This is a genomic window from Sporosarcina sp. PTS2304, assembly GCF_003351785.1.
In the GTDB taxonomy this organism is placed as follows: Bacteria; Bacillota; Bacilli; order Bacillales_A; family Planococcaceae; genus Sporosarcina.
In genome coordinates this window covers 722,640-734,362 of the sequence record NZ_CP031230.1, presented here as the reverse complement: position 1 = coordinate 734,362, position 11,723 = coordinate 722,640, and the positions used below count along the sequence as shown (strand labels likewise).

Below are 11,723 nucleotides of genomic sequence, written 5' to 3'. Positions count from 1 at the left end.
TTCAGTTTATCGATGGATCTAGCGGAAGTGAACAAATAAATACTGTACCAGTCACTTCACCACTCGTCGCAAGAATAGATCCATTATGAGCTTCCATTATATTCTTAGCAATCGCCAAACCTAATCCGGTTCCACCTTTACCTCTCGTCCGCGCTTTATCTGCTTTATAAAAACGCTCAAAGACAAACGGCAAGTCTTTTTCAGGAATGCCGACACCAGTATCTGACACCGTTAGATCCAGCATACCGTCTGATCGATAAATGCCTAACGTAACGGATCCGCCGTTTGGAGTATGACGGATAGCATTATCAATTAAATTAGTAAACACTTGCTCTAAACGATCTTCGTCTGCTTTGACAAGTAAACTTGGCAACTCAGTAGTTTGTAATGACAAATCGACTTCTGCGTCCTTTGCCACTTGCGAAAACTTCGTAACCATACGATTGAGGAAGTCTACTGCAGACAATGGTTCACGATGCAGTTGAATGTGTCCGGATTCCATACGGGCAATATTCAGTAAATCAGTTACTAAACGACTCATTCGCTTGGATTCATCATGAATGATTTGCACCATTTCCATACGTTCTTCTTCACTGCTCACGACATCATCAATTATCGCTTCACTATAGCCTTGTAACATTGAAATCGGCGTGCGCAGTTCATGAGAGACGTTTGCTATGAAATCCGAACGCAATTTATCAAGCTTATGTTGTTCAGTCATATCACGGAACACAGCGACTGCTCCCCGAATACGATTTTCACTATATAACGGACTAATTGAAATCACATAAAACTGTCCGCCCAGTTCCAATTCATCTTCCACTTGTTCAGAAAAGGAAATGGCGTGTTCAAGCATATGGAATACTTCTTTTGGCAGCGGATGATTTTTTTTCTCGTTATAGCCATACCACTTCTTTAACAGCAACTCCGCCTGCGGATTTTTTAATAAGATTGAGTAATCCTGGTTGAATGTAATGACCGCGTCTGTCATGGACGTTAAAATACTTGATAATTGCTCTTTCTCTTGTTTAATCAATTCAATATTATATTTAAGCTGTCGACCCATCTGATTGAAAGCTGTTGCCAACTGCCCAATCTCATCTTTTTGTGCAACCGGCAAATGCGTATCAAAATTTCCTTTAGATAACTCAAACGCTGCTTGCTTCATTTTTCGTAAAGGCAACGTAATACGCGTCGATAAGAAAAAGGCGAAAAATGTAGTTAATATAAAAGCTATAAATGCAGATAAGAATACGATATTCGTTGTACTTTTCGTTGTTCGGTGTACAGCATCTAAACTTTGATACATTAAGACACTGGCCAATTCACCCGACGCTGCTTCATACGGATAGGATAGAATTAAATATTGCTCCATTACTTCATTTTCGGTTAATGACGGTAAAATCATTTCCTTTACGATCTGCTGACCGATTTTCGGTGTTTTGAATAAATTACGTTCGGAGAGTAACTTTTCTTCAATTTCCTCTTTACTATTTGCAGTATGGAATGAATATAGAACGATCCCTTGTGGATCAACGACTACAGCATTCGTCTCTTTATCTAAAATATCGTCTATAATTACATGTATGGAATTTACACTTTGTCCTTCTCGATCATTTACAATCTTGCTGATAGTGGCAGCTTCTCTCTGCAAAGATTCTTCCGCTTGTTTCGTATGGAAATTATCTAGAAACTCCAGCAGAAGCAATGTCACGATGAACAATACAAAGGAAACGAGAAGCAATATGGTGGCCCATAGCTTCCCGACAATTGAATTCCATATTCTAATCATTCGTTTGGAACCTCGAACTTATAGCCGACACCCCATACCGTCACAATCATTTTTGCTGCCCGTTCCGATACACGACTTAGTTTCTCACGCAGTCGTTTAACATGTGTATCTACCGTACGCAAATCCCCGAAAAATTCGTAATGCCATACTTCTTTCAGCAACTGTTCCCGATCAAATACTTTGTCCGGAGACTTCGCTAAGAAATAAAGTAGTTCATATTCTTTCGGTGTTAAATTTACTTCTTTCCCTTCCGCCGTCACCCGATGCGCATCGTGGTCGATCGTCAGTTGTGGGAATACGACTAAATCTTTTGACGTTGAGTTAGAGGACACATTCGGGAATGAAACAGATCTTCTGAGCATCGCTTTGACGCGTAATACCACTTCTCTCGGACTGAAAGGTTTTACAATGTAATCGTCAGCACCGCTTTCAAATCCACCTACACGGTCCGCCTCTTCACCTTTAGCCGTTAATAAAATAACCGGTGTCATTTGCTTGTTTTCACGAAGTTCCGCAAGCACTTCCAATCCATCTTTTTCTGGCATCATGACATCTAGCAAAATACAATCGTATTGCTCTGCGAATGCTTTTTCAAGCGCTTCTGCTCCATCAACCGCCTCATCAATTTCATATCCTTCACGTGATAAATACATATTCAGTAATCGGCGAATCCGATCCTCATCATCCACTACTAATAGCTTCACAGTCTCTTCCACAAATCATTACCCCTTTCGACATTCTTCTACCTCTATTGTACATAGTATCTCAACTAAAAAGAAATAAAAAGACTGCATGACAATAGTTGCCATGCAGTCAAAACTTACGCATATGAATGTAAGCCCGCAATAATTAAGTTAACTGCGATTAAGTTAAACATAATGATTACAAATCCTATAACGGCCAGCCAAGCAGATTTCTGACCTTCCCAACCTCTAGAAAGACGTAAGTGAAGGAAAGCTGCGTAAAACAGCCATGTAATGAGAGCCCATACTTCTTTTGGATCCCATCCCCAGAACCTGGACCATGCTTCATGTGCCCAAATCATCGCAAATATTAACGCTCCTAGAGTGAATACCGGAAACCCAATCAACACGGAACGATAGCCGATTTCATCCATCAGCTGCGAATTTGCTTTTCTCGCAAGAGGTTGGAACACAGCGGCGATCGGTTTACGAACGAGTAAACGTATGAGTAAGTACAATACCGCACCTACTGCAACAGACCAAGTAAGAGATGTTAACTTTTGCGCGTTAATGATAGGCGGCATTTCCACCCATGGCGTCATCGCATTTGGTGTCATAGCTTCGTATTCGTTCATTCCAAACAGTGGCGGTACATGGTACGTAATTTCCGCTGGCGCTTGGTTTTTATCGATGTACGTAAATTCCGCTTCATATCCCATTACCTTAAAAGTGGTAGAAGTGACGACAAATCCAAGAACAAGAATTAACGTGAACATCACCGCTTCAATCCAGAAACGTTGCTTTGACTTCTTCGTCATGTCAATATTCTTCACTAAGAATACCAACCCAGCAACCGCACTAATCGCAAGAATGGATTCACCGATTACTGTTGTAATCACGTGGATGAACAACCATTTACTTTGCAATGCAGGAATTAAAGGCGTAACGTCGCGCGGGAACATCGTTGCATAAGAAATGATGATGATCGCAATCGGTAACGCGAATAGTCCAAGTGAAGGCGTACGATACATAATATACAACAGGATGAACGCACCGACTAGCATCATACCGAACGCAGTTGTGAATTCAAACATATTACTAAGCGGGGCATGACCCGAAGCCATCCAGCGCGTAGCAAAATACCCAACGTGTGTTAGGAATCCGATGATCGTAATGATTAGACCGATCGTACCCCATTTACTGTTATGATAAGCTTTTTCTGATTTTGATCGTTTAATTGCTCCCCCGAAAAATAGAGTAGCGACTAAATACGAAACAAATGATACTAATAATAAGTTACTACTTATAGTAACTAAGTCCATATTTCTTCGTCTCCTTCCTGTTCTGGCTTGTCCAACTCAGGATCCTGACGATCTATATAAGCAGGCAAAGCAGTAGATTCTCGTAGTTTGTCCAGTTCTTTGCGTAAAGAGAACCAGTTTTTATTCGTGTGAGCGGCGAGTAGTACATGACCTTCCGCATCTTCTTGAATCCAAATTCGACGATGTTGCCAGTACATCCCCTGAATGACCCCAATCATAAAGACGAGTCCACCTAACAATAAAATATACAATGTTTTATCTTTACGAATCGTTAAACCTGAAATATTTCGTGTATCAGCTCCGGCAAATTTGATCGCATAATCATTTTGCTCTACCTCGAGCGTCTGACGAATTGCAACGAAACTCTTTTCGCCTGCCGGTTTATCAGGTGTGTTCATTTGGAAAATAAATGCTGGATTATTTGGAATTGGAGATTTAGAATAAGGTTCTCCATCTTTTATACCGTCATAATCTGGATAGAATCCAAGCAAATCTACAGTCGAGCCGTTTCCTAAATCATATTCTTTCTCCGGATTGCTTAAATCAACAGTAAATTCACCTAATGACTCGGTCGATGACTTTTCAACCAAATTGAACGTCATCGTTTTCAATTCATCCAACTTATAATCCATCTGGAACACATTATAACCATTGAACTTCAACGGCTTGTTGACAACAATTGCGTAATCTTCAACTTTCTCAAGATTATCACTACCAGGTAACGAATCTTCTTTCTGTTTGTATAGTGTAACATCCGTTTTGTACGTTTTGGCGATAGCTCCTACTTTATCTAAAGCTGCACCAAAAACTTCTTCCGCTTCTTCTTTTGTATAGTTTTCAAGCGTAAATCCTTTGTTTTCAAGTACATAACCTGGTGCACCAACAATATTACGTGTTTCTCCTTCTCGAATCCACATCGTTTCATCTACGTAGAAACCAGGAATCCCACGTAATAATACCCCTACGAAGAAGATGATCAGCCCGGTATGGTTTACGTAAGGACCCCAACGGGAGAAACGATGTTTTTCTGCCAAAATAGCACCGTTTTCTGTTTTCACGTTATAATGCATTTTTTTCAGCTCTTGTTCTGCTTTCGCAAAACTCTCCGCTGAATTCACAATTGTTCCTTCACCATAAATCCGTTGACGTTTCATAAAGGAAGGATGACGGCGTGTTCGTTGTTTTTTCAGTGATTTATAAAGTGGTACGACACGGTCGATACTTGCGATAATTATTGAAGTAGCAAGCATCCCGATCAATATTTTAAACCACCAGCTATTATACATATCATAAAAACCTAATTGATAATAAATCTTTCCTACCACGCCATAAAGACGCTCATAATATTCTGCATACTCCGCATCAGTCGTAGCGGGCACGTAAAACTTCTGAGGAAAGATCGTACCAATTGCCGAAGCGACTAATACAGCAGCTATGATGCCGACACCGATTTTGACACTTGAAAAGAAGTTCCATATTTTGTCGACTATCGAACTTTTATATGTTTGGGATCTTCTGGAAGACCCTTCATACCGCATGTCAACAATGTCACTCTCCTTTGCTTTTTCAGACAAAGGACGTCCACACTGCTCGCAAAGCTCCGTGCCATAAGGATTTTCATGACCACATTGGCAAGTTATTTTGCTCATTGAGTATCAAACTCCTTACTTTGGTTGAATGCTTTCTAAATATTCCACAATTTGCTGTTCAGTCATTCCCTGTTTAATCACTTTTGTGATTTTGCCTTCAGGATTGATTAAAAATGTCGTAGGTAACGGTTTAATATTGTATAAATCCATTACAGTTTTGTTTTTATCCCATAACATCGGAAAGGTGAGATTCATATCGTCGCGGAAGAGTTCTACTTTCACTTTCGGCTCTCCTACATTGACTGTCAGAATATGTACCCCCTTCGCTTCGAAGTCTTTATACAAGTCTTCCATATGCGGCATTTCTTTTTTACACGGCGGACACCATGTGCCCCAAAAGTTTAAGAATACCCCTTGTCCTTTATAATCAGAAAGTCGATGCGCATTGCCTTCTAAATCTACAAGCTCAAAGTCAGGAGCCTTATCTCCTTCAGCTAATACTTTTACTTTATCTTTTGAAGTAATCGCATAAACAATGATGGCTGCTAAAATTAAAAGAAGGACTGTTCTGCTAATTAGCCGGGTAGTCTTTTTATTTTTCTTTTTGGCCAATCGTGTAACCTCCTGTCAAATTTACGTTCCTGCTTCATTATACCAAAACGTAAAATCAGTTGACGTCCTAGTAGTGATAGGTTTGTGAACTTTCAAGACGTTCTTTATCCGATTTTACCCGTTTCTGCAAGTACACGTAATTGTTTAATTTCATGTGTCGTTAATTGTCTAGCTTCTCCTGCATTTAGACCACGTGTCGTTAAGTTTGCAAATTGTTCGCGTTTCAATTTCTGAACAGGGCAACCAATTGCGTCAAACATTCTACGCACTTGACGGTTACGTCCTTCATGAATCGTAATTTCCACAATTGCCGAATTCGTTTTTTTATCTACTGTCGTCATTTTGACGTGAGCCGGTGCTGTACTTCCATCATCCAGTTCAATGCCGGTTTCTAGCTTCTTCAAATTTTCGCGGGTCGGAATTCCTTTTACCTTTGCAACGTATCTTTTTTGAATTTCAAATTTCGGATGTGTCATTAAGTAGGAAAAATCCCCGTCATTCGTCAACAGTAAAACGCCTGACGTGTCGTAATCCAATCTTCCAACCGGGAAAATACGCTCGCTTATTTCCGGCACTAAGTCAATTACCGTTTTACGCCCTTTATCATCTGAAACCGTAGAAATATAGCCTCTTGGCTTATAAAGTAAATAATAAACAGGTTTTTCTTTCGTTAATTCAATACCTTCTACTGCAATTGTGTCCATTCTGCTAACTTTTGTGCCTAGTTCAGTGACTACTTCACCATTCACTTTTACTAAGCCATCCAAGATTAACTTTTCTGCTTTCCTTCTCGAAGCCACACCAGCTTGCGCCAATACCTTTTGTAATCTTTCCATAACTTCCTCCTTGGTGATACATACTGAAAAAATTATGTCACACTTTGCGTCAAATGAAAAGAAGACTGACCTAGAGAGGACAATCTTCAAAATAGTGAGTAATCTATTTACTTCTTTGTGTCGATCTCAACGGCTACAGTTTTGATTGGTTCCGTATTTAAGTAGATAGACCAATAACCTTTTCTCTGTTGCTGGTCGATTTGAGGAATTTGCAATATACTCGATAAGGCATTTTTCTCAGCTTTATTCACAAGAACTTTAATAGGCTCCTCCAGTCGTGCTCTCATATGGGGAAAGATTTGATATTGCCCCTTTTTCGCAACCGTATGATGTCGGTACTCTGCGAATACTTGTTGGGACAAATGCTTATGGACGTTCCAGTCATCCCCATTATTCAGAGTGACAACAATTACCGCTTTCCCATCCTTTTCAAAATACGTAGCCAACGTGCGACCTGCTGCTTTTGTAAAGCCCGTTTTACCCGCAATAGCTGTAGGTTCGGACAGTAGTAACCGATGCTTATTCTGCCAACTATTTTTACCTTGCTCTGTTTCAAATGGATAATTTTTTGTAGAGGCAATTTTTCGGAACTCTGGATTTTTCATCGCATAATATAACATTCTCGCCGTATCATAAGCAGAAGACAAATGCCGCTCATGATGTAGTCCTGATGGATTGGTAAAATACGTCTGTTTCAAACGATGGCTTTCTGCTTTTTCATTCATCAAATAGACAAAGCCTTCCATAGATCCACCGGCATGTTCTGCCAACGCTTGGGCTGCGTCATTCCCGGAGCGCAGCATAAGCCCATACAACAAGTCTTCTGTCTGCATCGTTTGACCAGGCTGTAAATAGATAGAAGATCCTTCCGCAGAAGCTGCTTCTGTTGAAATTATCGTTCGTTGACCTTTAGGTTCTGCTTCTAGAAATGTATAGGCCGTCCACATTTTCGTCAAACTTGCGATGGGCAAAGGATCATGTTCATTTTCTCCTTTTAGTAATCTGCCGGTCTCCGCATCTATTACCGCCCACGAGGAGCCTGCCGCCTGGATACTCATTGGTGCCACGAACACTAACACTAGCCACAATAAAGCTATGACCGAAGTTTTTTTCAACCACCTTGTCCTCCTTCGTCTTGAATTGAAAATGCTTCTTGGAATTTTGTCATAAATAAATCCGTATCTTCTAGCTCTGAATCTCCTTCGTCGAGTGAGAGTGGAGGTAGTTCTGCAAGTGAAGTCAATCCAAAACGGTCTAAAAAGAAATCAGTCGTTCCATATAAAATAGGTCTTCCCGGTCCTTCCATCCGTCCTACTTCTTCTACAAACCCTTTACCTGTTAAGGAAGATAGCGCACGCTCAGACTTCACGCCACGCAAATCATCCACTTCCACACGGGTAACCGGCTGTTTATACGCAATAATGGCAAGCACTTCTAAAGCGGCTTGTGTAAATGTAGAAGGCTTAGGATTTTCCAACATTTTTTTAATATCATTAGCCCACTCACTCTTCGTAACTAAACGATAGCTACCGCCGTAACTCTTCAGTGTAATTCCGCGTTTTTCATCCTGTTCATAGTCATTATGCAGCGCATTCACTATATCCTCAGCGCTATCTTGACTGCATTCTAATAATGTAGCTAATTGTGCAAGTGTTATTCCTTCTTCACCCGCCACAAATAAAAAGCTTTCCGCCATGCCTAAGAGCTTTTTTTTCATTTGCACCGCACGCATCCTTTCAAATCAACGAGATTAGTAGCTCTTCAAAATTATGTTGCTGACGAACTTTTACTTCCTGCAGCTTCATCAATTCTAGCAGTGATAAGAAGGTGAGCACGAGCTCCGGTACTGTTACGGCTTCAAACAGTTCATGGAATTTACACTCTCCACCACTTGTCTCTAACCTGCTCATAATACTAGACATCTTATCACCGACAGACTGCTCTGTTTTTGTTATACTTGCCGTTAGAGGTAACCGGAGCTTTTTTCGATGAAGCATCTTTTGAAATGCACCGATCAAATCGAAGACGTTTAACGGTTCTGTCGTCTCCTGTACGAGCGGCTCGCCATAATCAGACAAATCTTCTGGCTTCTTTGTAAAATGTTCATCACGTTCTGTTGCAGAGTCACGCAGAGTGTTAGCCGCTTCTTTATACTTTCGGTATTCAATTAACCGCGCGATCAGTTCTTCGCGGGGGTCTTCCTCCTCATAATCAAACTCATCGAATGGTTCCTCTTCATATATTGGCAACAACATTTTACTTTTAATCTCTAACAGAGTAGCCGCAAGTACTAAATATTCACTCAGCTCATCCAGTTTCAAAACACGCATTGCGTGCAAATGCTCTATGTATTGCTGAGTCAATTCCGCCATCGGAATATCATAAATATCAATTTCCAGTCGATTGATTAAATGCAGCAATAAATCGAGCGGTCCTTCAAAAACTTCTAATTTCACACTATAACTCATTTTCACTACCTACCTAACATGAAAGGAATGATGCACGATGCACCCATACTACCATCCTCATTTTCTACATTTTATTGTGTATTTCAATGACAATCAAGATTATTTCGAATGCCATGAAGTGCTAGAAGAATATTGGAAAGAACAAAAAGATTTTTCAAAACAACATCCACTCACCGGCTACATTCTTATGGCTACTGGATTATATCATTGGAGACGCGGTAATGTTACCGGTGCAGCTAAGACAATGCGAAACGCACTACAGAGATTCCAGCAAATGCCTGCAACATATAGTGAATATAAAGATGAAGTCGCTATAGATGAAGTGATAGAACAGTTGCGTAACGCACTGGAACGGCTTGAATCTGGCCAAGACTTTTCTGCGTTTACGTTACGTATCTCACCCGCATTACAACTAGCAGTCAATCAAACAAAGCCTGCAGAACTGCTCCCTAAAAATAGTGACGCTGTCATTCATAAACATATGCTACGAGACAGGTCAGATATTCTCTTACAACGCGAAGAAAAGAAGAAGGGCAGTCGTTAACGATCTGCGCCTTCTTCTCTTCGTAGACAACTATCTATAAACGGTCTTGTAAAATCTGTCCCTTCGCACTGAAAACCAGGAAAAATGGTTTGGAGCTCCTTCATCATTTCATGACCAATGCCTTCTCCGCGAAATGAGGGATTAACAGAAATATGATGTAATGTATACGTACGTGCCTCATCGTTTACTTCTACGCCGACTAATCCAATGTAATCTTCATGATCTTTGTAGAGAAATAGCTGCCAATGTTCATTACAAATATATTGTTGAATGGTTTCTTGCAGTTTTCGCAACATCTTTTCACTAGGGATGTATGATAAAAAGCCCATAGCAATTTTCTCTTGCGCTTTCTTAAAACGAATAAGCTTCAATAGTAACCCCTTCTTTTCGGAAATCCTTTGTACAGTTTACACGAACATTCCATTTGTTTCAACTCATCGTCTTTTTTAGCGTGGATCGATAATAGGTACGACTAAATACCAGTAGACAACTCCCCAGATTAACGCCATGACAATAATCGCCAGGAAGAGGATGAGATTTTTCTTTTTCATTGGGAAATCTCCTTCTCTTCAAAAGATAACGGCAGATCCAACTGAATAATATCTTCATATGTTTCTCTTCTGACCACTAGTTGATGTTGTCCATTTTCTGCAAATACTACAGCTGGTTTTGGCAGACGATTATAGTTGCTCGCCATAGAATACGTATACGCTCCCGTACAAAAAACTGCCAGTAAGTCTCCTGTCTCGACTTTTGTTAAAGAAGCATTTTCAATTAACTTGTCACCGGACTCACAGCACTTCCCTGCGACCGTCCATTGCTGATCATGAGGCTCATTCATACGATTCGCAACAGCACTAGAATAGTGTGCGTCATATAATGCGGGACGAATATTATCAGACATTCCCCCATCTACTGCTACATATGTTCGAACACCCGGCACTTCTTTTGTGCTGCCAATCGAGTAGATTGTCGTTCCCGCATCTCCAACGAGCGAGCGACCCGGTTCAATCCAAATTTCCGGAATTGGATATTCATTTTCTTCAGACATCGATTTTACGACTTCAGCCATTTCTTCGACATACACTGCAGGCTCCAGCGGCTGATCTTCTTCTGTATAACGAATACCAAAGCCACCGCCTAAATTCAATACTGGACAGATGATCTGATGCGTCTTGCGCCATGACACCATTTTCTCCATCAATACTTCCGCCGCAAATCGGAACGCATCCGTTTCAAATATTTGTGAACCAATGTGGCAATGCATGCCGAGGAAGTTAACGTATTCATGGGTATGTAACGCGTTAAACGCCTCGTCAGCTTGTCCATTTTTCAGATCAAAACCAAACTTTGAATCTTCTTGTCCCGTCGTAATGTAATCATGTGTATGTGCCTCAACACCAGGCGTTACACGGATTAAAACATTCATTTTTTGTTGTCGTTCTGCAGCAATATCTTTGATCAGTTGAATCTCTAAAAAGTTATCAATGACAATACAACCAATTTGTTCTTCAAATGCATAGATAATTTCTTCTTTACTTTTATTGTTCCCATGGAAGTGAATACGTTCACGTGGGAAATCTGCCGCTACCGCTGTGTACAACTCGCCGCCAGACACTACGTCCAAAGATAATCCTTGTTGTTTTGCCACTTGATAAATAGCGATAGATGAAAAGGCTTTACTTGCATAAGCCACTTGCGCTCGCATTCCTTTTCGTTCAAATGTTTGTTTAAATCCTTGCGCACGTTGTTTAAACAATTCCGTATCATAGACAATGACAGGTGTTTTATACTGCGCAGCTAGTTCAGAAACATCGACGCCGCCGATAGTTAAGTGACCGTTATCATTCACTGCTTGTGTCCCATAAAGATGCATA

Annotated in this window: 12 protein-coding genes; 1 reads left to right on the top strand and 11 read right to left on the bottom strand. The window is 40.6% G+C overall.

Annotated features, from left to right (window positions below):
• Nucleotide 1 precedes the first annotated feature (1 nt).
• The 9 genes from DV702_RS03310 to DV702_RS03270 all read right to left on the bottom strand — a co-directional run bounded on the left by DV702_RS03310 (nucleotide 2) and on the right by DV702_RS03270 (nucleotide 9,302).
• Nucleotides 2-1,792, bottom strand: coding sequence for an ATP-binding protein (locus tag DV702_RS03310; protein WP_114923459.1), 1,791 nt, complete (start codon nucleotides 1,790-1,792; stop codon nucleotides 2-4).
• Nucleotides 1,789-2,508 (bottom strand): response regulator transcription factor, encoded by a 720-nt coding sequence (locus DV702_RS03305; RefSeq protein ID WP_114923458.1) that lies wholly within the window; start codon nucleotides 2,506-2,508, stop codon nucleotides 1,789-1,791. Before DV702_RS03305 ends, DV702_RS03310 begins: the two co-directional genes overlap by 4 nt.
• A 104-nt stretch (nucleotides 2,509-2,612) precedes the next feature.
• Nucleotides 2,613-3,797: a c-type cytochrome biogenesis protein CcsB gene (gene ccsB, locus DV702_RS03300; protein WP_114923457.1), complete on the bottom strand. Its 1,185-nt coding sequence runs from the start codon at nucleotides 3,795-3,797 to the stop codon at nucleotides 2,613-2,615.
• Nucleotides 3,788-5,446 (bottom strand): cytochrome c biogenesis ResB family protein, encoded by a 1,659-nt coding sequence (locus tag DV702_RS03295; protein WP_114923456.1) that lies wholly within the window; start codon nucleotides 5,444-5,446, stop codon nucleotides 3,788-3,790. The genes ccsB and DV702_RS03295 overlap by 10 nt, the downstream gene beginning before the upstream one ends.
• A 15-nt stretch (nucleotides 5,447-5,461) precedes the next feature.
• The gene (resA, locus tag DV702_RS03290; RefSeq protein ID WP_114923455.1) at nucleotides 5,462-5,998 is read right to left on the bottom strand and encodes a thiol-disulfide oxidoreductase ResA; all 537 of its coding nucleotides are present in this window, start codon (nucleotides 5,996-5,998) and stop codon (nucleotides 5,462-5,464) included.
• 104 nt (nucleotides 5,999-6,102) lie between these two features.
• Complete coding sequence (locus tag DV702_RS03285) at nucleotides 6,103-6,834, bottom strand: pseudouridine synthase (RefSeq protein WP_114923454.1); 732 nt, start codon at nucleotides 6,832-6,834, stop codon at nucleotides 6,103-6,105.
• Nucleotides 6,835-6,941: 107 nt separating this feature from the next.
• Nucleotides 6,942-7,949: a D-alanyl-D-alanine carboxypeptidase family protein gene (locus tag DV702_RS03280; RefSeq protein ID WP_240315675.1), complete on the bottom strand. Its 1,008-nt coding sequence runs from the start codon at nucleotides 7,947-7,949 to the stop codon at nucleotides 6,942-6,944.
• Nucleotides 7,946-8,551: an SMC-Scp complex subunit ScpB gene (scpB, locus tag DV702_RS03275; RefSeq protein ID WP_240315674.1), complete on the bottom strand. Its 606-nt coding sequence runs from the start codon at nucleotides 8,549-8,551 to the stop codon at nucleotides 7,946-7,948. The genes DV702_RS03280 and scpB overlap by 4 nt, the downstream gene beginning before the upstream one ends.
• A gap of 19 nt (nucleotides 8,552-8,570) precedes the next feature.
• Nucleotides 8,571-9,302, bottom strand: coding sequence for a segregation/condensation protein A (locus DV702_RS03270; protein ID WP_114923452.1), 732 nt, complete (start codon nucleotides 9,300-9,302; stop codon nucleotides 8,571-8,573).
• A gap of 37 nt (nucleotides 9,303-9,339) precedes the next feature.
• Between DV702_RS03270 and DV702_RS03265 the strand changes: the two genes are divergently transcribed.
• Nucleotides 9,340-9,846, top strand: a complete 507-nt coding sequence (locus DV702_RS03265; RefSeq protein WP_114923451.1) for a DUF309 domain-containing protein — start codon at nucleotides 9,340-9,342, stop codon at nucleotides 9,844-9,846.
• Here DV702_RS03265 and DV702_RS03260 read toward each other — a convergent pair.
• Nucleotides 9,843-10,217: a GNAT family N-acetyltransferase gene (locus tag DV702_RS03260; protein WP_240315673.1), complete on the bottom strand. Its 375-nt coding sequence runs from the start codon at nucleotides 10,215-10,217 to the stop codon at nucleotides 9,843-9,845. The two genes, DV702_RS03265 and DV702_RS03260, sit on opposite strands and share 4 nt — an antisense overlap.
• A 176-nt stretch (nucleotides 10,218-10,393) precedes the next feature.
• Complete coding sequence (gene lysA, locus DV702_RS03255) at nucleotides 10,394-11,722, bottom strand: diaminopimelate decarboxylase (RefSeq protein WP_114923450.1); 1,329 nt, start codon at nucleotides 11,720-11,722, stop codon at nucleotides 10,394-10,396.
• Between the last annotated feature and the right edge of the window lies 1 nt (nucleotide 11,723).

Bases quoted from the DNA above. Each gene is read 5' to 3' on its own strand.
- DV702_RS03310 (WP_114923459.1), bottom strand. From the start codon at position 1,792: ATGATTAGAATATGGAATTCAATTGTCGGGAAGCTATGGGCCACCATA.
- ccsB (WP_114923457.1), bottom strand. From the start codon at position 3,797: ATGGACTTAGTTACTATAAGTAGTAACTTATTATTAGTATCATTTGTT.
- DV702_RS03295 (WP_114923456.1), bottom strand. From the start codon at position 5,446: ATGAGCAAAATAACTTGCCAATGTGGTCATGAAAATCCTTATGGCACG.
- DV702_RS03285 (WP_114923454.1), bottom strand. From the start codon at position 6,834: ATGGAAAGATTACAAAAGGTATTGGCGCAAGCTGGTGTGGCTTCGAGA.
- scpB (WP_240315674.1), bottom strand. From the start codon at position 8,551: ATGAAAAAAAAGCTCTTAGGCATGGCGGAAAGCTTTTTATTTGTGGCG.
- DV702_RS03270 (WP_114923452.1), bottom strand. From the start codon at position 9,302: ATGAGTTATAGTGTGAAATTAGAAGTTTTTGAAGGACCGCTCGATTTA.
- DV702_RS03265 (WP_114923451.1), top strand. From the start codon at position 9,340: ATGCACCCATACTACCATCCTCATTTTCTACATTTTATTGTGTATTTC.
- lysA (WP_114923450.1), bottom strand. From the start codon at position 11,722: ATGCATCTTTATGGGACACAAGCAGTGAATGATAACGGTCACTTAACT.